Here is a 21,591-nt window from a genome sequence, read left to right on the forward strand (position 1 = left end):
GGCAGAGTGGCGGGCAACATGAATATCTGCAATACTTAGAGAGTATCAAGTCGATTGATACTCTCTATTATTTTGCTTAAGGAGGAAAGGAAATGAAGCAGAAAAGCTGGATTTCTATTGTGTTTTCCTTTGCTTCACAGTGCCGGGGCAAGATTGTCCTGTCCGTCTTATGTGCGATCATCAGTGTGGTTGCCGGACTGATACCCTATTGGAGTGTTTACCAAATTATCACGCTCTTTATCGGCGGTTCACCTGTGATGGCAGAGGTTTGGAAATGGTGCTGGATCGGACTTGGCGCTTATGCGATACGCTTCTTGCTCTATGGTATTTCAACGAGCCTGTCCCACATATCCGCCTATACCATTTTGGAGAATATTCGTTTGGCTCTTGCCCAGCGGCTGATGAAAGCGCCGCTGGGGACAGTCATCGGAGAGTCTGTGGGTAAACTGAAAAATGTATTGGTAGATCGGGTGGAAACGATTGAGCTGCCGCTGGCCCACATGATTCCAGAGTGTATCTCCAACCTGCTGCTCCCTGTGGCAGTCTTTGTTTATCTGGTTTGCATCGACTGGCGTATGGCGCTGGCGATGCTGGTCACACTGCCTTTCGTTCTGATTGCTTTTGCTATGATGATGAAGAATTTTAACAAGCTCTATGCTGATTACATGGAGTCCAACAACTATGTGAACGGCGTGATCGTGGAGTATGTGGAGGGTATCGAAGTTATCAAGGCGTTCAATCAGTCCTCCAGTTCTTACGAAAAGTTCACCAAGGCGGTAGAGTCCTTCAAAGACTACACCCTCAAATGGTATCAAAATTCCTGGAAAGTGATGAACTTTGTTGCTGCTGTGCTACCGTCCACCTTTTTGGGAACGCTCCCGATTGGTATGTATCTCTACTGGAACGGTAGCCTTACGCCGCAGGACCTTGCAATGTGCCTGATCCTCTCGCTGGGTATTGTAGGCCCGCTGATGAACTTTACTACTTACATCAATGAGACGAAGGCGATTGAATACGCCGTCCACGACGTGGACGAGTTGCTCCATGCGGAGGAACTGCCTGATACTGGAAAACCAGTGGAGGTGCCGTCCAAAGACATTCAACTTCAGGATGTTTCGTTCTCTTATGATAAAGAGAGCGGTAAACCGGTGCTTTCCCATATCAATCTGAAAATCCCGGAGGGAAAGTTTACGGCGCTTGTCGGCCCGTCCGGTGGAGGCAAGTCCACCGTTGCCCGCTTGATTGCCCGCTTTTGGGATGTGAACGATGGAAAAATCACCATTGGCGGTGTGGACATTCGCAGTATGCCGCTGGCCCAACTTGCCGATATTGTCAGTTTTGTTACACAGGATAACTTCCTGTTTAACTGCTCCATCAAGGAAAATATCCGGCTGGGAAACCCTGATGCTACGGACGAAGAAGTATATGCGGCAGCAAAAGCCGCCTGCTGTGATGAATTTATACAGAAATTGGACAATGGCTATGACACGATGGCCGGAGATGCGGGAAACCGGCTTTCAGGTGGCGAGAAACAGCGCATCTCCATTGCCCGCATGATTTTGAAAAATGCCCCTATCGTGATTTTGGACGAGGCAACTGCGTTCACCGATCAGGAAAACGAAGAAAAAATTCAGCAGTCCATTGCTGCTTTGACAAAAGGGAAAACTTTGCTTGTCATCGCCCATCGTCTGTCCACCATCAAAAATGCTGATCAGATTATCGTCCTGCAAAATGGACAGGTTGAGAATATGGGCACGCATCAGCAACTTTTAGATAGCGACTCTCTCTATCGGGATATGTGGGAGGCGCATATCGGAGCACAGAACTGGTCTGCCGGTTCCGGGAAAGGAGGTAACTGATATGTTTCGGATTGTAAATCGACTGATCCAATGGACAGGAAAATATAAACGGCGTATTTACATCGGGTTTATCTACGCTTTCATTCACAGCATTTTTACCGCAATCCCTATTATGCTGGCTGCGAATGGATTAAGTGCTGTTCTGGATGACTGGGGTGGCGTCAAGCCATTGGAGGGCCGGGACATCTGGATCATGCTGGGGGCCATGATTTTAGCTGTACTGGGTCGATACCTGTTCTCTTATCTCCGAGCCATCACGCAGGAAAGTGTCGGTTATGAAGCAACCGCTGACGAGAGAATCCGGCTGGGAGATATTTTGAAACGGGTGTCGCTGGGTTTTTTCAACAAGAACAATATCGGTGAGTTGTCGGCGGCCGCAACAACCGATCTCTCGTTCATGGAAATGTATGCCATGAACATGGTAAACACCGTGGTCAACGGCTATATCACAGTTATCGTCTTGATACTGTTCCTTGCATTTTATAGTCCTATGGCGGGAGGAATTGCTCTGGCTGGCGTCCTTCTGTCTGCCCTGTTTCTTCATCTGCTGGAGGCGCGCAGCCACCAAAACGCGCCTATCCATCAAAAGGCGCAGGACGATATGGTGGAAAGTTCCATCGAGTATCTGCGGGGGATGCAGGTGGTGAAAGCCTTTAAGCAGGAAGGCGTGTCTATTGCCGGTATCCACAAAGCATACAACGACAGCAAGAAAATCAACATCAAAATTGAAGTGGAATATATGCCCTTCAACTGCCTGCACCTGTTTTCGCTGAAAGCCGCCTCCATTGCCATTGTAGCTGTGGCTGCTTGGCTGACCTATAACGGCAGTATGGAACTTCCTACCATGCTCATGCTGGATATGTTCTCCTTTATGATCTTTGGAAGTGTGGAAGCCATGAACAACGCCGCCCATGTATTGGAGGTTATTGATGCTACGCTGGATAAACTGGACGGCATTGAACACGCTGACATTATAGACAAAGACGGGAAAGATATTTCTTTGCAGAACACAGACATTGCTTTCCGTGATGTGACATTTTCCTACGATAAAGTTCCTGTTTTGCGGAATATCAGCTTTTCCATCCCCCAGGGCAGCACTACGGCCATTGTAGGGCCATCTGGCAGCGGCAAGACCACGATTTGCAACCTGATTGCCCGTTTCTATGATGTGGACAGCGGCAAGGTCACAGTAGGCGGTGAGGATGTGCGGAACATGACCTGTGACAGTTTGCTCCGCAATATCTCGATGGTCTTTCAAAAGGTCTACCTGTTCCACGATACCATTGAAAACAACATCCGTTTCGGCAATCCAAGTGCAACGAAGGAAGAAATTATAGAGGCCGCGAAAAAGGCCCGGTGCCACGACTTCATAATGGATCTTCCCGATGGATATGAAACCGTAATCGGCGAGGGCGGCTCCACGCTGTCTGGCGGAGAAAAACAGCGCATTTCTATTGCCCGCGCCATTTTGAAAAATGCCAACATTGTAATTCTTGATGAGGCAACAGCAAGTATTGACCCCGAAAATGAGCATCTGATCCAGCAGGCAATCAGTGAACTGACCATTGGGAAAACGGTTATCGTTATCGCCCACCGTCTGGCAACGATTGAACACGCTGACCAGATTTTAGTGGTGGATAAAGGTCAAGTTGTTCAGAAAGGAACACATCAGCAGCTTGTTCAGCAGGAAGGACTTTATCGCCGTTTCATTACAATCCGTGAGCAGGCGGAGGGCTGGAGCATTGCCTGATAATTGAGGTAAAACGTATTATGAAACTTCATGCATCTGGAGAGGATTATTTGGAGACTATTCTTGTCCTTCAAAAAGAACTCAATATGGTACGCTCTGTAGATGTTGCCCGGCACATGGGAGTGTCAAAACCAAGTGTATGTGTTGCTGTCAACACTCTGAAAGACGGCGGCTTTCTTACGATGGACGAGGATCATTTTCTCCATTTGACTGATGGGGGGCGAGAGGTTGCTGAAAAAATTTACGAGCGACACTGTTTTTTTACTGAACAGCTTATCTCCGTAGGTGTTGATCCTAAGACTGCGGAACAAGATGCCTGCCGGATGGAGCATGTGATAAGTGCAGAGAGTTTTGAAAAAATGAAAGCAGCATCTAAAAAGTAGTAATGTTATGAGGAAGAACATTGATTAAAGAAATGATGCCGGAAAATTACGAAAAGTTCTTTTTGAATTATGCCAGAATTAAAGAGATTTTGCGCTGAAGGGACACAAATTAACATTATAATATAGTTTTAGTTGAGTGACAGATTGTTGAGAGCTGTAATCAAGAGGCTTTAATAATGGGATATAGAGCAAAAGAAACCAGCAGTAACAAAATGAGTTTTTGCCCTGCTGGTTTCACTCTGGACTCTCGCTGGGATCGTGCTGAAGAGTTAGAAGTTGTTCTGCCAGATAATTCAACGTGTTTAGTAGGATCTTGCGGTTTTCAGGGAGGCAGGCTTGAAATTTCCCTATGAACCGTTGAATTTCCTCGTCCGTATCGGATATTTCCGGGTTAAACAAAGTATTGGCAGAAATACCAAGACGTTTAATTAATGGATAGAGGATTTCATAGGAGGGATTTATTTTCCCTTTTTCGATCATCTGGATTGTTTTAATCGCCACATGTGACTGATCTGCGAGATCTTGTTGCGTAAGATTGCAATCGTTTCTTGCCTGGCGAATACAGTTTCCCAGATAAGTCAGCTTATCTTTCGGCATAATCATTCACCTCATATATATTCTATCTTGCCGATTTTAGTTTTAACATAACCTAATCTTTCGTATCTGATAGGCAATATTATGCTGAAATAAAAAGAATATATATAGCCCTGCAGAAGGAAATAAAAAAAACGGCTTTCCACAGCAGGGCTTATTTGTGAGTTTCCTGCCCATCTGTGTTCTGCCGTTGGAAGGAATATGGATGGTATTCGTTTTAAAGAAAAGGAAAAGTCTTAGTCTAAATGAATTATTAAAAAAATTCTGTCCGTAGGTGGTCTGCCTTATATCTTTCAAAGAGTATTATTATACCTATCCGGTTGGCATAAAATTCCATATAATCAAAATTTAATAAGCAGCGTCAGGAAGTGTAAAAAACTCCCTGGCGTTATTTTTTGTCGAAATTTGTGGAACTTTCTCCATAAACCTCGAAACCGAGGGCCGCCAATCATCAGAGAAAGATTCTGATGAAAGGTTTTGGAGAAGTTGGAGAAAAGTTTTTTTAAAAATTTTCACGCTTTTTCGATTTTTTATCGGTTTCCCTCCTGTCCTCGCTGTGAAAGGGAGGATCATACATCTTTTACTACGGCTTTAAGCAGAAGGGAGGTGATCCCTTTTGAAACTGAACCGTCAGGAAAAAGAAATCGTGCGGAGAAAATTTTGCACCTATTGCATTAAAGTTCTGCATGGCGAGGCACTGAATTATCTTGATGAGCTGGATCGGCAGAGAGAGCGGGAAGTAATTTTTTCTGAACTTCTGCAGAAAGACCTGGACGCTCTGTATAGCTGTGACGATTATGATATGGCAGATTATTTTACCGTTATGGGAAGGCAGGTTCCTGTCCGCAACGAGTGGATCAGCATGGCGTTGAAAAAACTTCCTGTAAAAAAGCGGGAAATTATCCTGATGCTTTATTTTCTGAATATGACAGAGAAAGAAATCGCTAACTGCCTGAAATTGGTGCAGAGTACCATACATTATCATAAAGATGATTCTTTAAGGCTTTTGAGAAAATTGATGGAGTGAATTTACATATGAAAGCAAAGAAACACAGAGAAATGCCGGAGTTTGAAACAATCCAGGCTGCTATTGAAGGCGACGCCGAAGCAATCAATCAGATACTTTCCCATTTTCAGCCATTTATCAATAGTGAGTGCAAGAGAGAATATAAGGATGAATTTGGAAGAATCCATTATGTGACCGATGAATATATGAAAAGGCGGCTGGAGACAAAGCTGATTACAAAAATTCTGGATTTTGAGATCCGGCTATAACGAAAGGACAGGAATATTCCCTTTCTATTTCTGTCTTTGAAGACACTGTACCTTGATAATTGAATATTTTATCCTGCAGGACGTAAAGAAACAGTGGAGCTGGGCGGCAGATACGCCAGGATGATCCGGCTTCAATTTTTACTTTGTGACATCGTGTCGTAAAGTTCGTATATATAGACAGAGCAGAAGTTGAAGAAGGATAGGAGCGAAGAAATATCATGCTGCGGGCAGAGCGTGGGAACTTTGCGGCGAGGATACTGTTTCTGATAATGACACTTCCGGAGAGGCTGCTCCGGTCTGAAAAGATGGTGAGATACCAATGAGGCTGTTCCCCGACAGCCGCCTGCAGGATTTTTAGAAAAGTAATGGCAGTGAAGCTATATATGCTTACAAATACTTAAGGGAGAATGATGTAATGCAGAGGACACCTAAAAAATTAGAAAAAAAGAGATTGGTAAGATATAAAGAAGGTGCAGAGATGTACAGCATGGGAATGAATAAGTTTCAGGCGTTGGCGAAGGATGCCGGAGCCATTTTGAAAATAGACAGGATGGTATTAGTGGATTTGGATACATTCGATCAGTATCTGGAAACATTTCGTGTGAGAGAATAGAGGAAAGATTTTTCGTATAACAGAAAATAAGTGTTGACTTTTCGTTAAACAAAAAGTATAATAATTATGAAATGGATGGAGGTGTATGGAGTGGCTAGAACAGGAAGGCCAAGGTCAGACAATCCGAAAAACAGTTTAATCGGTTTGAAGCTGACAGAGGACGAAGCCACAAAACTTAGAGAGTATGCGTCCAAACATGGCATGACCATAACAGAAGTGCTGCAAAGAGGGATCGACCTGCAATATCAAATGGAAGAGTCCTCAGAGTAGCTAATGCGAAAACTCTTTCCTTGTGAAAGGAGCTAAAATGGCGCAATCAAGGAAAGATAACAAAGGGAGGGTTTTAAGAAAAGGCGAAACTCAGCGTAGATGTGATGGAAAATATGTATATACTTACACCGATCCGGAGGGACGGCGAAAGAGTATTTATTCCAAAGACATTAAAACGCTGCGGGAGCGGGAAGAACAACTGATTAAAGACCAATTAGACGGATTGGATACATATGTTGCCGGAAGCGCTACAATCAATTTTGTCTTTGACAGATATATCTCTACGAAAGCAGAGCTTAGAGATACAACGATGACAAACTATAAATATATGTATAATCGTTTTGTCAGGGACGGCTTTGGGAAAAAGAAGATTGCCGGGGTAAAATTTTCAGATGTTCTGCATTTTTATCAGCATTTAATAAAAGACAAGGCAATGCAGATTAATACACTGGAGACAATTCATACGGTACTTCATCCGACCTTTCAGTTAGCGCTGCGGGATAATATTATACGGAAAAATCCCAGCGATGGTGTTATGGCACAGATAAAAAAACTGCCTGGAAAAAATCACGGTGTTCGCCATGCTTTGACGTTGGAGCAACAACGAGCCTTTATCCGATATATAGAGGACAATCCGAAGTTTGACCGCTGGCTGAGTATTTTTAAGTTTTTACTTGGAACAGGATGCCGGATCGGGGAAGCTATCGGTATCAGATGGGAAGATGTAGATTTTGAGAAACGGTTGATCAACATCAATCACAGCTTAGTTTATTACAGCAGAGACTACAAAGAACATCCCATGTGTACGTTTTCTATATCTCTACCCAAAACAGAAGCAGGAATACGCATTATTCCCATGATGGATGCTGTTTACGAAGCACTGCAGAAAGAGTGGAATGAGCAGCAGGAAAACGGATTTAATGAAACGGAAATTGACGGTATGAAAGGCTTTATTTTTATGAACCGCTTTGGAAACGTACATAATCCGCAGGCAATCAACCGGGCTATCAAGCGTATTTATGAATCGTACAATGCAGAAGAAGTGGTAAAGGCAGCAAGAGAACACAGAGAGCCGCTTTTGATACCACATTTCTCATGCCATCATTTGAGGCATACCTTTTGCTCAAGGTTTTGTGAGAATGAAACAAATTTAAAGGTGATTCAGTCTATCATGGGCCATGCGAATATAGAGACTACGCTGGATATTTATGCAGAAGTCACCGAAACAAAGAAACACGAAGCAATCGAAAAGTTAGCACATAAGATAGACGTATTTTAGGAAAGAGTCTTTTACAGTGCTAAAGAGAGTACGACAAATTATGTGCTGTACGACAAGAGTACGACAATTTCGAGAGCCTTAATCAGTTTTAAAGGTTTATAGGATAACTGATAACAGACTGTAAAGTGTTTTAATAAGGGATAATAAATTCTAACGGATGTATGAGGTTAGAAATCCCCACAATGAAGTCCTTACCGAACGACAAGTAAGAAAAAGCCAGTGTTTATGCGGGTTTCGGGACTTTCCAAACTGAATAAATTTACCTCTTTACACCAAATTTACACCAATCGGTGCTAAAAACGGTGCAGAGACTAAAAAATCGCATAATTTTGAGTTTCACACAGCTCCTGAGAAGCTACATCTTCTCAGGAGCTTCTTTCATTTCTCATAGTTTTCGGACTACATCGCAAACTACACCAATTCTGTTTTTCTCAATATAATGAGGATAATCAAAGAGGAAGGGGTGGTTATACTATGAGCAACAGTTTAGCAAGCGTTCACCCGGAGCTAATTCCTGAATGGTCAGAGAGGAATTTACCGCTGACGCCGGATAAGATAACCTTCGGTTCAAATAAAAGAGTGTGGTGGAAAGGTGCTTGCGGACACGAATGGGAAACGAGCGTTAAAGCTCGTTCAAAGGGCGAGAAATGCCCGATATGCTCAGGAGCGAGAGTAATAGAGGGTATCAATGATTTAGCCACATTGAAGCCCCTGTTAGCTCAGGAGTGGTCTGAAAAGAACAAATTAAAGCCAACCGAGATATCTGTCGCTTCTCATAAGAAGATTATTTGGAAATGCAAACACGGACACGAATGGGAAGCAAGCGTTAAAAGCAGAACGATAAACGGCACAGGCTGTCCATACTGCTCACACAATAAAGTCCTTGCCGGATTCAATGACCTTGCTTCACAGTATCCCGATATTGCTGCTGAATGGTCTGACAGAAATCTTCCGTTGCTACCTACAATGGTGACAGCCTTTGCAAACAGTAAGGCTTGGTGGAAATGCAAAGATTGCGGAAACGAGTGGCACACTCTTATTTCAACCCGTGCCGATGGGAGCAGATGTCCGTATTGCAGCGGATATACATTGCTCAAAGGATTTAATGACTTGGCGACTACGCACCCTGAACTTGCGGCTGAGTGGTCAGAAAGAAATTATCCCCTAATGCCTGATGAGGTAAACGCAAAATCAAGACACAATGTTTGGTGGAAGTGTAAGACCTGTGGCAATGAGTGGAAGTCCGTTATCAATGCTCGTGTAAAAGGAACAGTATGCCCGGTTTGTGCGGACAGGGCGGTTCTTGCAGGATACAATGATTTAGCCACAACTGACAGGAGACTGCTTGCTGAATGGGATTACGAAACAAACTCTCTGCTCCCGACACAAGTGTCAAGAAGGTCGATGAAAAGTGTGTGGTGGAAATGTTCACTGGGACACTCTTGGAAAGCAAAAATCAGCGATAGAACAATTATCGGAGAAAAATGCACTGTGTGCGAAAAAGAATATCGCTCCGTATTCCCCGGCTTGGCGGTCGCCTATTACGCCAATCAAAAAGGATTAAAGGTACAGCTCGGTTCAGATAAACTATTAGGAATACCACTTGAAACCTACATTCCGTCAGAAAAGCTGGCGATAGAATTTACGAACGGCTCAGAACATATGGAGGTTCTCAAAAGCCATCTATGCAAGCAGCGAAATATAAAACTTGTAAAACTCCCTTTTAAGACAACCGAAACGGAAGCGGAGTATGCCGATAGAGTAAAAGCAGTTTTCAAAAGCGTACATATCTTTATTTATTCTGATGTCGAAGCAGATGTTTCGGTAATCAGAGCAAAATTCAATGAATGGAGGAAGCGACTGTGAGAGAAGAAAAGTTCCATATCTATCTTAATGATGACGAATACAGCAGAGTGATACAATCACTTATCCGTTTGAAGAACAGCCTGATAGCACAAGGCAGATACACCGACGGAGTTGACGATGTTCTCTGCAAGGTGCTTTCAGCCAAGAAAAGAAAGGTCAAAATCAAATATTTCTAAACACAAAAAGAGACCGCCTACACGACGTAAGCGGTCTTTGCTAATTTTAGAGTAAATCCGACAAACTGAAATTTCACTCTTATTTTGATAATAGCTTTTTATACGAATTATCAACACATATCGCTCCAAAAGGTGCTGTTATTAAAATAGATATTACCGCAACCGTAAGGACAATCTCTCCACAAGACAGCCCCATCGCAAGCGGTACCGTTCCAAGCGCTGCCTGAACTGTTGCCTTTGGTGTATATGCAACCATACAGAATAGACGCTCTTTTTTATTTAGCTTTGTTTTGACAAGCGATACTGCTACTCCCATCATCCTAAATACCAACGCCAAAATTACTAACAAAATCACTACAACACCTGCCGCTAATGCATACTTCAAATCAACCGCAATCCCAACCAATACAAATAGGAATATTTCTGCTCCAAGCCAAAGCTTATTATATTTTACGGATAGACGCTTTGCCAACACATCATATTTTTGATTGATGATAATGCCCATACTCATTATTGCCAACAGCCCTGAAACCGGCACAATACCTTCCAGTCTATTTTGCAATTCAAGCAGTAGAAATGAAACACTTAGAATGATAAGCACCTTTACGGAATCACGTATGTGAAATCTTCTAAAAAACCATACAAGAATAGTTCCTACTGCTCCGCCTAAAAGAACTCCCAGCAAAATAGATGTCGGTATCTGTATGAAACTTATTGCAGATACTTCCCCTGTTGAAGCTAAAGTAGTAAGTGCGGTAAACACTACAATCACAAACACATCATCCACAGATGCTCCCGCCAAAATTAACTGTGGAATACTCTTGTCCGTACCATATCCATCCTCTATCAGTTTTATCATTCTTGGAACAACCACCGCAGGAGATACCGCAGCTATGACACTTCCTATGATTGCTGCATCCAGAATAGATACACCTAATAATAACGGTGCGAAAATTATTGTTCCCATCATTTCAATACATGCCGGTACAAAACACATTAGAATTGCCGGACGACCTACCTTTTTCAAATCAGAAAAATTTAAAGACAAGCCAGCTCTTGTCAGAATAATAACTAATGCAATCTGTCTCAAATCTCCTGATATAGTAAGTATCGAGTCATCTACTAAATTCAAACAATGTGGACTTAATACAATTCCCACGATAATCATTCCCAGCAAGCTTGGTAATTTCATTTTTGAAAATATCCATCCCACCAGTAACCCGAACAACAAAATAATAGCAATACTCGTTAACATATAATCCTCCTTATACCACAGGAACTAAAAAAGCTGACAGTTTCTGCGTGGTTTTCGCAGAAGCCATCAGCATAATTGCGGTTTAGGGGTTATTACCCATGGGAGCGCCTCATTCCCAATGTTGATATTATAATATTTTTTCTTCTCTTTCGCAACAGAAAATTCAAATTTTTCTTTTGATTAACTCTTATTATACACCAAAAATATGAATATTTCTACCCGCCGTCTATTGACCTCAATTACGAGGGAAATAGGCGGCTTTTTTGTTTCTAAAAAATATTTTCAAGAAATTTTTGAAAAATGGGTGATTTTGGGTGTGCATTTTGACCCCCTTTGTCCAAATGAGTGAAGGGGTTAATTCCGAACCACAAAAAGGTCAGCCCTTTCACTTGTATTTTGACAACTGAATAAATCATTCACTAAGACTTTAATTCTGATGATTTTAGCCACCTTATCGGGTACGCCGTGACTTCTGCATTGCAGAACAGCGAGAACTCCCGGTATAAGTAATAGGTTGCCCCTGTTACGGCGATGACAGTCAGAAGGATAATGATACTTCTCTACGGAGCTGGCGGAGTACCCGGCAGAGGTGAAATTCCTATGATACAGATTAGCAGTCTGTTCCTTAGTGACTTCCCGTGAGCTTATTGCTCGGCAAGGGGTGTTGAGAACAAATATTGCCCGACCGGTTAGGAAATGAGCCGGTCAAGTACATAGCCATACTGCGATGGCTATGAATTTTACGAAAGGAGGACGCACAAAGTGTCGAACTGCAAAACGATTGCGATATGCAATCAAAAAGGCGGAGTTGGAAAGACGACCACTACGGTAAACCTCGGCGTCGGTCTTGCAATGCAGGGAAAGAAAGTGCTGCTCATAGACGCAGACCCACAGGGCGACTTAACCACTTGTCTCGGTTGGCAGGATACAGACAACTTGGGTATCACGCTTGCAACGAAACTCACAGATGTCTTAAACGAAACGATGAATGACCCTACGGTCGGTATTCTGCACCACGACGAGGGTGTAGACCTTGTTCCGGCAAACCTTGAGCTTTCTGCAATGGAATTTAACCTTGTCAACGCAATGAGCAGAGAGACGGCATTGAGAAATTATCTCAGCGAAGTGAAGGACAAATATGACTATATCCTTATAGATTGTATGCCTTCCCTCGGAATGGTAACAATCAATGCTCTATCTGCGGCAGACAGCGTTATTATTCCCGTTCAGGCTCAGTATTTACCGGCTAAAGGAATGACGCAGCTTGTTCAGACCATTTCACGAGTTAAGAAGCGTATCAATCCGAACTTGAAGATTGACGGTATGCTTCTCACTTTGGTGGATAGCCGTACCAACCTCGCCAAAAGCACGGTAGAAGCTCTGAGAGAGAACTTCGGTAATCAAATTAAGATGTATCGAACATATATCCCGATTGCCGTAAAAGCCGCAGAGACTTCTTCCAAAGGCAAGAGCATTTTTGCCTATGAACCCAACAGTACGGTGTCAAAGGCGTACACCGAATTTACAAAGGAGGTGTTAGCCGATGGCAGGAAGAAAGAGCGACTTCACTCTCACGAAGCTCGATGACTTATTCTCAACGCAGGAACAGAGAGATGAAGAAAAGCTTTCAAAAATCCGAGATATTCCCTTGACTGAGATTGACGATTTCCCCGACCACCCTTTTAAGGTGCGTGATGACGAGGATATGGCACAGCTCATTGAGAGTATTAAGGAACGAGGGGTAATCACTCCGGCGACGGTAAGGCAGAAAGAGGACGGCAGATACGAACTCATATCGGGACACAGACGAAAGCGAGCCTGTGAGCTTGCCGGGTTTGATACTCTCCGTTGTGAGGTCGTTGAACTGAACCGAGACGAAGCCACGATTTTAATGGTTGAGAGCAACTACCAAAGGTCGCAAATACTTCCCTCAGAAAAAGCCTATGCCTACAAAATGCGTTTGGAGGCATTGAGCAGACAAGGCAAAAGAACAGACCTAACTTCCGACCCAGTGGGTTGGAAGTCAAGCGGAAAAGAAACAGCACAACTAATTGGAGAGCAGTCGGGTGACAGTCAAACCCAAGTTCGCAGATATATTCGCCTTACAAACCTTGTTCCCGAACTTTTGGAATATGTTGATGAGGGGCGAATTAAAATGCGACCGGCGGTTGAACTGTCTTTTCTCGATGAGGACAGTCAGCGTGATGTGGTTGACGAAATTGACCTGAACGACGCAACCCCATCCCACGACCAAACAATCCGTATGCGAAAGTTCTTTGAGGAGGGCAAGCTCACAACCGAAGCAATCCAAGCGATTATGTCGGAGGAAAAGCCAAACCAAAGGGAGAAAATTGTTTTGAGGGGCGACAGAGTTCGACAGCTTATCCCGAAGAACATTCCCATAAGCCAAACGGAGGATTTTGTGTGCAAGGCATTGGAGCATTACAACAAGTTTCTGCGAAGCAGAGCCGACCGTGACAGCCGATAGCCTCCCCCCTTTCTCACACTCTAACCCCTATATATACCGGCTATTAACCTGCTGAAAAAATATACTCTATCTCCCTTGAGTATATCTATCTCTAATAACATATAGCTGTCTATAAAAGGGTTCGCACATTTGGAGCAAAAGCAAAATGTCTGCTACGATAAAAAGTTCAGCCAATCGCACCTTTGATGTTTTGACCGGTTTTGATTACGATTAAAGCAGAAAGGAGCGATGGATATGAAAAACAGGCTGATACCTTGTGTTCTTGCCTGCCTGATGATTTTCCTCGTAGGTTGTAACGGTAACACAGCCAAAGAAGCTGCACAGGAGATAACGAAAACAGAGACTTCTTTTCCGGCTGGTAATACCGAAACAGATTCTCAGGAAGAAACGGCAGAAGAACCGGAAAGCACGGCAGTTCAGGAGGAAACACCGATTACGGCAGAAGAAAGCAAATCAACCGCTGAAAGTCAGACGGTAGCAACTGTTCAGACAAAACCGGCGGAAGATAAAACGGCTGATACTCCTGCAACCGAAAAGCCAAAGGCAGAGCCACCGAAGCAGACAACCACGCAGGCTGAACCCGAAAAACAACCGGAACAGCCGAAAGAACAGACAACTGCCGAACAAAAGCCGGTTGAAAAGCCGACTGAAAAGCCGGCAGAACCGAAACCGACAGAGCCGCCCAAGCAGACATTCGATGTCAGCCCTTATGTTAGTTACGCAAAAGAGTATGCGGTAAGCATAGGGCTTTCTCTTGACAGCACGGCGACAGAATGTTGGGACAACCCCATATCCGCAAATCCTAACCGAAGCGGTATCAAGTCTGATATTGAAAGCAGACTGAACCGATACAAGAACAGCGAGGGTTTTACCGCTGTGTGGATATGGACAGAAAAGCTATCCGATACGGAGTACAACATCTATATCGGCTACTGCTAAAACAAAATAATTTTAAGCGGACGCACTGAGTAAAATCGGTGCGTTTTTGCATTTCAAGGAGGAAAACGCAATGGTTAAAACAAAATTCAAGAAAGCCGTCTCGCTTATGTTGGCGGCGGTTATGAGCCTTACTGCTTTTATGGGCATTGGGGCAACGACAGCCTTTGCAGCCGTAGGCGAAAAAGCCGATGTGTACCTCGTCGATTATCCCCGAAGCGGAGATACCAATAACAACGGCGAATGGGGACACGGCAATCTCAACTATATGAACGGTTGGAAAGGCTTGTCCACGAAATATACGGGACTTCGTGCAATGGGTTCGTATTCGGGCAATATCGCCTACTGTATCGAGCCGGGTACAGGTCAGCGGACTGGAGATACTCTCACCGAAAAGGACGAGAACTTCTTCAACAACATCAGTCCGAACGGTACGATTTCCGGCGATGATATTCGCCTGCTTATCGGTCGTATCTTGCAGTACGGCTACCGTGGAGGAATTTCGACAAGCTGGAAGTCGCAGAATGAAAGCGACGCAAACTGTATCGCCCACGCTTATGCCACTCAGATTTTGATTTGGGAAACGATTGTCGGCGAAAGAGACGCAGGCTTTAATCACGTTTCTACCGGCGGGTACAATGCCGTGCTTGAATGTGTAAGCTCTGCACACCCTCTCCGCAGTAAAATCTTGTCGTACTACAACAGTATGGTAACAAGCGTTCAGAATCACACCAAAGTGCCGAGCTTCTGCACAAGGTCAAGCGGTTCTGCAAAGGTAAACGAGCTTGAATGGAACGGAAGCAAGTATGTTGCAACTCTCACCGATACAAACGGTGTGCTTGGCAACTACAACTTCTCGGCAAACATTGACGGCGTTTCGTTCTCTGTCAGCGGAAACAAATTGACTGTTTCGATGGAGAAAGCTCCGAGCAAGGAATTTACCATCACAGCCGCAAAAAAGAACGGTGTCCGCAGAGGTGTTGTCGTATGGTCTGACGGTATCCATCAGAATGGAAACGGCATTCAGGATGTGGTCACTTATGCTCAAGAGGTCAGCGACCCTGTCAGCGGCTTTGTCAAAATGAAGGTAAGCTACGGCTCTTGTCAGATTGTAAAGACAAGTGAGGACGGAAAGGTTGACGGTATTCAGTTTACCATAAGCGGTAACGGTGTCAATCAGACTGTAACAACCGCAAACGGCGGTAAATTCCAACTGGATAACCTTATGCCCGGTGTTTACACGGTAACAGAACAGTCTATCGACAAATATGTTCCGCAGGAGGTTCACAGAGTAACTGTTGTTGCCGGTCAGGTGGCAAAGGTCAACTTCAATAATGTTCTCAAGAGAGGTAATCTTCAGGTTATCAAATCTTCGGAGGATAATCTTGTAGAGGGCGTTACCTTCCACCTTTACGGCACTTCTCTTGCGGGTATTGCCGTAGATGAATATGCCGTAACAGATAAGAACGGTGTTGCTTCTTTCAATGATGTGCTTATCAGCGGTACTACCCCTTACACTGTTGAAGAAGTAGATACGGCTATCCGTTATGTTGTGCCTGCAAATCAGACCGCACCGATTAACTGGAAAGATGTTACAACCCGCAATTTCACGAACATTCTCAAAAAGTTCAGCGTAACTGTAACAAAGAGCGACCGTGAGGAAGGAACGCCGCAGGGCGACGCTACCCTTGCCGGAGCAGTTTACGGTATCTATAAAGGCGAAACCCTTGTGGACAAGTATGTAACGGATAAGAACGGTCAGTTTACCACAAAGGAATATATCTGTGATGACGACTGGACAATCCGTGAAATCACTCCGTCCGAGGGCTATCTGCTTGATACCACAATCCATAAGGTCGGTGCTGAACCGCAGCTTTATACGGTTGAACACAATCAGACAGCAAATGATGTTACAGAGCAGGTTATGAAAGGTAATATCGCCATCATCAAGCATACCGATAACGGAGAAACACAGATTGAGACACCTGAAAACGGTGCAACCTTTGAAATCTATCTCAAATCTTTCGGCAGCTTTGACGCAGCAGAAGAAGATGAAAGAGATGTTATCGTCTGTGATGAAAACGGCTTCGGTCAGACAAAGAATATGCCGTATGGTGTATATACCGTTCATCAGACCTCCGGTTGGGAAGGTCGTGAGCTTATGAAAGACTTTGATGTGTTCATTGCTCAGGACGGTCAGACCTACCGCTATCTTATTAACAACGCAAACTTTGAAAGCTATATCAAGGTTGTCAAGGTGGACGCAGAAAGCGGTAAAAACATTCCGTATGCCGGTGCAGGCTTCAAAATCTTTGACCCTAACGGTAATCAGGTAACAATGACCTTTACTTATCCTACTCCGACAACGATTGATACTTTCTACACCGACGCAAACGGACAGCTTGTTACACCGGAGAAACTGGAATACGGCAAGGGATATTCTCTTGTGGAAGTTCAGGCTCCTTACGGATATGTGCTTGACAGCTCACCGGTGTACTTTGATGTGGCAGAGGAACATTCTTCCGATGAGGGTGGTATTACCGTGATTAAGGTAGATAAGCCTAATATGGCACAGAAAGGTACTGTCAGCATTGAAAAGACCGGCGAGGTATTCTCAGGGGTAAACATCTCCGGAGAGGAAAATACCGATGTGATTTATCAGCCTGTCTATGAAGTGAAAGGTCTTGCAGGTGCGGTCTATGAGATTACCGCAGCAGAAGATGTTATCACGCCTGACGGAACACTCCGTTATGCAAAGGGCGAGGTCGTAGATACTGTTACCACATATGAAAACGGACTTGCAAAGAGTAAGGAGCTTTACCTCGGCAGATATACGGTAGTTGAAATTACCGCACCGGAGGGTATGGTTATCAACAAGGAAGCACACGAGGTCGAGCTTACCTACGCAGGTCAGGAAGTCGCCGTGACGGAAACTGCAACCAGCTTCGTAAACGAGAGACAAAAGGTTACGGTAAGTCTTGAAAAGGCAATCGAAAAGAACGACATCTTCAATATCGGCAACGGCGATGAAGTAAAAAACATCAGCTTCGGACTTTTTGCCGCCGAGGAACTTGTTTCCGCAAGCGGTACTTCTATCCCGGCAGACGGACTGATTGAGATTATCTCTCTTTCCGAAAACGGCAAGGCAGTTATCAAAACCGACCTTCCTTTCGGAAGCTACTATGTAAAGGAGCTTGCAACCGATGAGCATTATATCCTTTCCGACAGCAAGTATCCGTTTACTTTCAGCTATGCGGGACAGGATACCGAAAATGTTGAGATTGCAGTCAACGACGGCAAGCCGATTGAAAATAAGCTCATTTACGGCTCTGTCTCCGGTAAGAAGATTACCGAGAACGGCGAAGAACTCGGAGGTGCAGTTATCGGACTGTTTAAGGCTGATGAAACCAAATTTACAAAAGAAAATGCTTTGATGACTGCTACCTCTGAAAAAGACGGTAGCTTTTCTTTTGAGAAAGTGCCGTATGGCAACTGGCTTGTAAGAGAAATTGAACAGCCGGAGGGATTTGTTCTCAATGAAACTTCTTATGAAGTTAAAATCTCCGAAGTCGGTCAGGTCATTGAGGTTGAAATCGTCAATGAGTATGTTCACGGCAATATCAAGTTGACTAAGGTCGATGAAGATTACCCGGACAACAAACTGACGGGTGCAACCTTTGAGGTTTACAAAGATGTAAACGGCGACGGCAAACTGGACGACGGCGACGAGCTTATCGGTACGCTTACTGAAACAACTACGGGTATTTACGAGATGAAGGAGCTTCTTTACGGAAAATACCTTGTAAGAGAAACCAAAGCACCGGAAGGCTTTGAGCTTGATAAGGGTGTGTACTCTGTTTTCATCGAAAAAGATGAAAACACATACGAGGTAGAAAACAAAGCCGGCGTCGGCTTTATTAACACGGCAATGAAAGGAAACCTGAAAATCGTTAAGACTTCCTCTGATGGTAAGGTTGAAGGTTTCACTTTCAGAGTTACGGGAGTAAACGGTTATGACCGCAGCTTCACGACCGATAAGAACGGCGAAATCATTATCGAGGGACTTCGTATCGGCGATTACACCGTTTCCGAGGTTCAGGATACTGTTTCTGCTTCCTATGTGCTTCCTGCGGATAAGATTGCAACCGTAAAGGTCGGCTCTACTACCGTTGTGGAAATGCACAATGAGCTGAGAGACACACCAAAGACCGGAGATAACAGCAATGTCGGCTTGTGGACTGCACTTGCGGGACTTTCTGCCCTCGGTATTGTAGGCACAGCCGTTGTTGCGTACAGAAAAAAGAAGAAGGAGGACAATGAGTAATGGACGCTAAAACAATCGTAGCAGTTGTATTGGTCGCCTTTATTATCGGCGGCTTTATCTTCTTGCAGATTAAGAACAGAAAGAAATAAGGAACGCTTGTGTGGGCGGAGTGAAAACTTCGCCCACGGTTCTTTTACGGAGGTGCATTATGAACAAGCTAAAGACGGTTGACAGCAAGGTGCTTGCAATACTCAGAGAATGCCCCGAAACGAGGTATGACGATATGCAGCTTATCCTTTGCTATTACAACCGATACAGCTATATGAGAGTCGGAGATTTACCGCTTGAGGATATAGTCAACAACTATAAAGGGTACGGCTTGCCGTGCTTTGAGACTATCCGCAGAGCAAGACAGAGAGTGCAATCCCTGTTTCCCGAACTGTCAAGGCAGTGCAGTGGCTGCGACTGCGGAAACATCAGAATTGTGATTGAAGTAAGCTGAGGTGTGGATATGAACGAGGAAAAAAGAAAAATCGGTGAATACACCGTTCTCTGCTCGGTCAATGTGGGCGAAAAGGAGGTTATCTTGGCTTCCAATGAGCAAAGCACAAACGGCAATAAGTTTTTGTGCGGCTTTGCGGAGCGAAACGACCTGTTTGAACTGTGTTCGGAATGTATGGTAAGCGATGACTATATTGAAATCGTACACCTTTTCGGAAGCCGTGTGGCAAATGAAGCGGAGCTTTTCAAGAAACAGGTAGAAAAGCTGGATATTCCAATCACACTCATAACGGAAGCCGACTGTATCCCCGACCACTATTCCAAAGACATCAACGGCAAAATCATAGCCATTGACCCCAAGGTATTAAAGCCTGAATTTCAGAGAGCCGACAGACAGCTCTACTATGTTACAGGTGGTTTCGGTGCGTCGGCAAACAGCCGTGGAAGCGCCGTGTTTTGTACCAATCTTCACACCGGCAAATCAACCCGATATGAAAGAATGGATGTTATGGGCGAAGTAAAGCCTGAGCGTCTGCCTGAATGGGCAAAGGAAAAGGCACAAGAGCTTTTACACAAGAAGCGAAACAAAGACAAACAACGATAAGGAGGACAAAGCAATGAAGGAAAAATTCACTTTTCAACAGAAAACAAAGCTTCTGACGAAACTGTTTGACGCAGGCTGCAATACCGAAAAGAAATTGCAGCAGCTTGATATGGAGAGCATTTTGAAAATTCCCGGTATCACTATTCCGGATATGAGCCTGATTATCGAGCTTCAGAAGCAGACCAAAGCCAATAAGCTGTTCTCTTATTTGGGAGGTGGCACTGATGAGCAGGCAGGAACAGAATGACCGTCATATCATTTGGAGCGACATTAGCCTTGACCTTGATGATTGGCGAGAGTCTTTGGAGGAACTGTATCCCGGATATTCCGATGATGAGCTTTACGACATTATGGTAAAATCCAATGCCGAAAATCTTTATGATGAACGAGTAAATCTCAACATTCAGCTTTCACAGCCGATTATCGTAATCGGCGACCTCGGCAGATGGAACGGCAGAGTGGCGGGCTACAAGATGATTGATTCCGGCAACATTAAGGACTGCCTTTACTCCGATACCGATTACACCGAATGGTATGTGGATAAGTACGGCGACCTTAGAGCCGATGCCGTTCATCACGACGGAACAAACCATTATCTATACCGTGTATTCAAAGACGGTGTTACCGATACGCAGATTGAAAATCTGCAAGATAAAATCTATAACGGAAAAGCCACAAGAGCCGACATCACACGAGTTACCAAAAGGCTCGGCGATGACATTGCCGGAGTTTATGGTTTTCCTATTCCAAAGCAAAGACAAACAAACGAACAAGCGAGGTGATGAAAATGGATTACAGAGTATTGACCGAAGCAGAGCGTAAATACACCTTCAGCCAAAGTCAGCAACTCTCAATGCAGACCGGTCTTATCGGGTATTTGAGGGCAGATTTCGGCAGTACGGGCAAAGAGTTCTATTCCACTTGGAACGATTTCAGAAAGGACTTAAAGACCGACGATTTCAAAAAGGAATTTGACTTGGTGATAAACTCCTACCGTTTCGGGGACGGCGAGTTTTTAAGCGGCAGAAGCACTATGTCAAAATTCTGCTATGAACACCCCGAAAGCAGCTACGAAGATGACCGCAATCAATACGGCGTCCGTGTTGATACCGAGCGATATTCCTACCTTATGCGTTTAAATCCCAACCGTGGAGAGTACAATCTGTACTGCTATTGCTATCAGAAAGAGTGGCTGAACAACCACTTGAAAAATGCCGAGCGTGGTATCCGATTTATTGACCCGCACTATCAGGAGCAGTTTCGCATTGCGGACGGAGAAAAAATCTCAATCAAGCTCGGCGACGGCAAAACAATGGAGAGAACTTGCAGATATATCGACGACTACCATTTGGAGGTCGGCACAAATCTCTACCATATCTGCGAATTTGCCGAGCTTTGCGAGAGAAACGGTCATACCGTAGAACCAGCCGCAAAAGAAAACACGAAATCCGCAAAGGACAAACAAAAAACACGATAAG

21 protein-coding genes and 1 riboswitch are annotated in these 21,591 nt (G+C 44.3%); of the genes, 19 read left to right on the forward strand and 2 right to left on the reverse strand.

Features of this window, described 5'->3' with window-relative positions:
- The first annotated feature begins 92 nt into the window (after positions 1-92).
- From OCV88_RS06435 to OCV88_RS06445, 3 genes are read left to right on the forward strand one after another with little or no spacing between them, the layout of a single operon-like run.
- Positions 93-1,859 carry an ABC transporter ATP-binding protein gene (locus OCV88_RS06435; protein WP_158424744.1) on the forward strand — a complete coding sequence of 589 codons (1,767 nt, stop codon included), beginning with the start codon at positions 93-95 and terminating at the stop codon, positions 1,857-1,859.
- 1 nt (position 1,860) lies between these two features.
- On the forward strand, positions 1,861-3,609 hold the full coding sequence (locus OCV88_RS06440; RefSeq protein ID WP_158424745.1) for an ABC transporter ATP-binding protein: 1,749 nt from the start codon (positions 1,861-1,863) through the stop codon (positions 3,607-3,609).
- 20 nt (positions 3,610-3,629) lie between these two features.
- Positions 3,630-3,992: a metal-dependent transcriptional regulator gene (locus tag OCV88_RS06445; protein ID WP_158424746.1), complete on the forward strand. Its 363-nt coding sequence runs from the start codon at positions 3,630-3,632 to the stop codon at positions 3,990-3,992.
- A 234-nt stretch (positions 3,993-4,226) separates the two neighbouring features.
- Here OCV88_RS06445 and OCV88_RS06450 read toward each other — a convergent pair whose 3' ends face one another.
- Complete coding sequence (locus tag OCV88_RS06450; RefSeq protein WP_158424747.1) at positions 4,227-4,589, reverse strand: helix-turn-helix transcriptional regulator; 363 nt, start codon at positions 4,587-4,589, stop codon at positions 4,227-4,229.
- Positions 4,590-5,202: 613 nt separating this feature from the next.
- Here OCV88_RS06450 and OCV88_RS06455 point away from each other — a divergent pair.
- The 7 genes from OCV88_RS06455 (at position 5,203) to OCV88_RS06485 (ending at position 10,065) form a co-directional block, all read left to right on the forward strand.
- The gene (locus OCV88_RS06455) at positions 5,203-5,613 is read left to right on the forward strand and encodes a sigma factor-like helix-turn-helix DNA-binding protein (RefSeq protein WP_158424748.1); all 411 of its coding nucleotides are present in this window, start codon (positions 5,203-5,205) and stop codon (positions 5,611-5,613) included.
- A gap of 8 nt (positions 5,614-5,621) precedes the next feature.
- Positions 5,622-5,861, forward strand: coding sequence for a helix-turn-helix domain-containing protein (locus OCV88_RS06460; RefSeq protein ID WP_158424749.1), 240 nt, complete (start codon positions 5,622-5,624; stop codon positions 5,859-5,861).
- 415 nt (positions 5,862-6,276) lie between these two features.
- Positions 6,277-6,474 carry a DUF6462 family protein gene (locus tag OCV88_RS06465; protein WP_158424750.1) on the forward strand — a complete coding sequence of 66 codons (198 nt, stop codon included), beginning with the start codon at positions 6,277-6,279 and terminating at the stop codon, positions 6,472-6,474.
- Between the two features lie 90 nt (positions 6,475-6,564).
- Complete coding sequence (locus OCV88_RS06470) at positions 6,565-6,744, forward strand: hypothetical protein (protein WP_262590855.1); 180 nt, start codon at positions 6,565-6,567, stop codon at positions 6,742-6,744.
- 37 nt (positions 6,745-6,781) lie between these two features.
- Positions 6,782-8,023 (forward strand): site-specific integrase, encoded by a 1,242-nt coding sequence (locus OCV88_RS06475; protein ID WP_158424751.1) that lies wholly within the window; start codon positions 6,782-6,784, stop codon positions 8,021-8,023.
- Between the two features lie 474 nt (positions 8,024-8,497).
- Entirely contained in the window at positions 8,498-9,889 is a 1,392-nt protein-coding gene (locus OCV88_RS06480) for a zinc-ribbon domain-containing protein (protein ID WP_158424752.1), read from the forward strand.
- Entirely contained in the window at positions 9,886-10,065 is a 180-nt protein-coding gene (locus tag OCV88_RS06485) for a hypothetical protein (protein WP_158424753.1), read from the forward strand. The genes OCV88_RS06480 and OCV88_RS06485 overlap by 4 nt, the downstream gene beginning before the upstream one ends.
- Before the next feature lie 79 nt (positions 10,066-10,144).
- Here OCV88_RS06485 and OCV88_RS06490 read toward each other — a convergent pair whose 3' ends face one another.
- Entirely contained in the window at positions 10,145-11,320 is a 1,176-nt protein-coding gene (locus OCV88_RS06490; RefSeq protein WP_158424754.1) for a cation:proton antiporter, read from the reverse strand.
- A 50-nt stretch (positions 11,321-11,370) separates the two neighbouring features.
- A riboswitch (Fluoride riboswitch) is annotated at positions 11,371-11,446 on the reverse strand.
- 636 nt (positions 11,447-12,082) lie between these two features.
- Here OCV88_RS06490 and OCV88_RS06495 point away from each other — a divergent pair.
- The 9 genes from OCV88_RS06495 to OCV88_RS06535 all read left to right on the forward strand — a co-directional run bounded on the left by OCV88_RS06495 (position 12,083) and on the right by OCV88_RS06535 (position 21,590).
- Entirely contained in the window at positions 12,083-12,907 is an 825-nt protein-coding gene (locus OCV88_RS06495; protein WP_158424755.1) for a ParA family protein, read from the forward strand.
- Positions 12,864-13,808: a ParB/RepB/Spo0J family partition protein gene (locus OCV88_RS06500; protein WP_024721697.1), complete on the forward strand. Its 945-nt coding sequence runs from the start codon at positions 12,864-12,866 to the stop codon at positions 13,806-13,808. Before OCV88_RS06495 ends, OCV88_RS06500 begins: the two co-directional genes overlap by 44 nt.
- Positions 13,809-14,042: 234 nt before the next feature.
- The gene (locus tag OCV88_RS06505; protein WP_158424756.1) at positions 14,043-14,747 is read left to right on the forward strand and encodes a hypothetical protein; all 705 of its coding nucleotides are present in this window, start codon (positions 14,043-14,045) and stop codon (positions 14,745-14,747) included.
- 70 nt (positions 14,748-14,817) lie between these two features.
- The gene (locus tag OCV88_RS06510; protein WP_158424757.1) at positions 14,818-19,068 is read left to right on the forward strand and encodes a SpaA isopeptide-forming pilin-related protein; all 4,251 of its coding nucleotides are present in this window, start codon (positions 14,818-14,820) and stop codon (positions 19,066-19,068) included.
- 148 nt (positions 19,069-19,216) lie between these two features.
- Positions 19,217-19,510, forward strand: a complete 294-nt coding sequence (locus OCV88_RS06515; RefSeq protein WP_066733310.1) for an exodeoxyribonuclease VII small subunit — start codon at positions 19,217-19,219, stop codon at positions 19,508-19,510.
- Positions 19,511-19,519: 9 nt separating this feature from the next.
- Positions 19,520-20,113, forward strand: a complete 594-nt coding sequence (locus OCV88_RS06520; RefSeq protein WP_158424758.1) for a hypothetical protein — start codon at positions 19,520-19,522, stop codon at positions 20,111-20,113.
- A gap of 13 nt (positions 20,114-20,126) precedes the next feature.
- Positions 20,127-20,360, forward strand: a complete 234-nt coding sequence (locus OCV88_RS06525) for a hypothetical protein (RefSeq protein WP_050618029.1) — start codon at positions 20,127-20,129, stop codon at positions 20,358-20,360.
- 55 nt (positions 20,361-20,415) lie between these two features.
- Positions 20,416-20,895: a hypothetical protein gene (locus tag OCV88_RS06530; RefSeq protein ID WP_262590864.1), complete on the forward strand. Its 480-nt coding sequence runs from the start codon at positions 20,416-20,418 to the stop codon at positions 20,893-20,895.
- Between the two features lie 5 nt (positions 20,896-20,900).
- Entirely contained in the window at positions 20,901-21,590 is a 690-nt protein-coding gene (locus tag OCV88_RS06535; RefSeq protein ID WP_158424760.1) for a hypothetical protein, read from the forward strand.
- Position 21,591: the final 1 nt, after the last annotated feature.

The sequence above is a fragment of the Brotonthovivens ammoniilytica genome, assembly GCF_025566885.1.
Classification (GTDB): domain Bacteria; phylum Bacillota; class Clostridia; order Lachnospirales; family Lachnospiraceae; genus Brotonthovivens; species Brotonthovivens ammoniilytica.

Coding starts and splice junctions, on each gene's coding strand:
- OCV88_RS06435 (WP_158424744.1), top strand. CDS start 93: ATGAAGCAGAAAAGCTGGATTTCTATTGTGTTTTCCTTTGCTTCACAG.
- OCV88_RS06440 (WP_158424745.1), top strand. CDS start 1,861: ATGTTTCGGATTGTAAATCGACTGATCCAATGGACAGGAAAATATAAA.
- OCV88_RS06445 (WP_158424746.1), top strand. CDS start 3,630: ATGAAACTTCATGCATCTGGAGAGGATTATTTGGAGACTATTCTTGTC.
- OCV88_RS06450 (WP_158424747.1), bottom strand. CDS start 4,589: ATGCCGAAAGATAAGCTGACTTATCTGGGAAACTGTATTCGCCAGGCA.
- OCV88_RS06460 (WP_158424749.1), top strand. CDS start 5,622: ATGAAAGCAAAGAAACACAGAGAAATGCCGGAGTTTGAAACAATCCAG.
- OCV88_RS06465 (WP_158424750.1), top strand. CDS start 6,277: ATGCAGAGGACACCTAAAAAATTAGAAAAAAAGAGATTGGTAAGATAT.
- OCV88_RS06475 (WP_158424751.1), top strand. CDS start 6,782: ATGGCGCAATCAAGGAAAGATAACAAAGGGAGGGTTTTAAGAAAAGGC.
- OCV88_RS06480 (WP_158424752.1), top strand. CDS start 8,498: ATGAGCAACAGTTTAGCAAGCGTTCACCCGGAGCTAATTCCTGAATGG.
- OCV88_RS06490 (WP_158424754.1), bottom strand. CDS start 11,320: ATGTTAACGAGTATTGCTATTATTTTGTTGTTCGGGTTACTGGTGGGA.
- OCV88_RS06500 (WP_024721697.1), top strand. CDS start 12,864: ATGGCAGGAAGAAAGAGCGACTTCACTCTCACGAAGCTCGATGACTTA.
- OCV88_RS06505 (WP_158424756.1), top strand. CDS start 14,043: ATGAAAAACAGGCTGATACCTTGTGTTCTTGCCTGCCTGATGATTTTC.
- OCV88_RS06510 (WP_158424757.1), top strand. CDS start 14,818: ATGGTTAAAACAAAATTCAAGAAAGCCGTCTCGCTTATGTTGGCGGCG.
- OCV88_RS06515 (WP_066733310.1), top strand. CDS start 19,217: ATGAACAAGCTAAAGACGGTTGACAGCAAGGTGCTTGCAATACTCAGA.
- OCV88_RS06520 (WP_158424758.1), top strand. CDS start 19,520: ATGAACGAGGAAAAAAGAAAAATCGGTGAATACACCGTTCTCTGCTCG.
- OCV88_RS06525 (WP_050618029.1), top strand. CDS start 20,127: ATGAAGGAAAAATTCACTTTTCAACAGAAAACAAAGCTTCTGACGAAA.
- OCV88_RS06535 (WP_158424760.1), top strand. CDS start 20,901: ATGGATTACAGAGTATTGACCGAAGCAGAGCGTAAATACACCTTCAGC.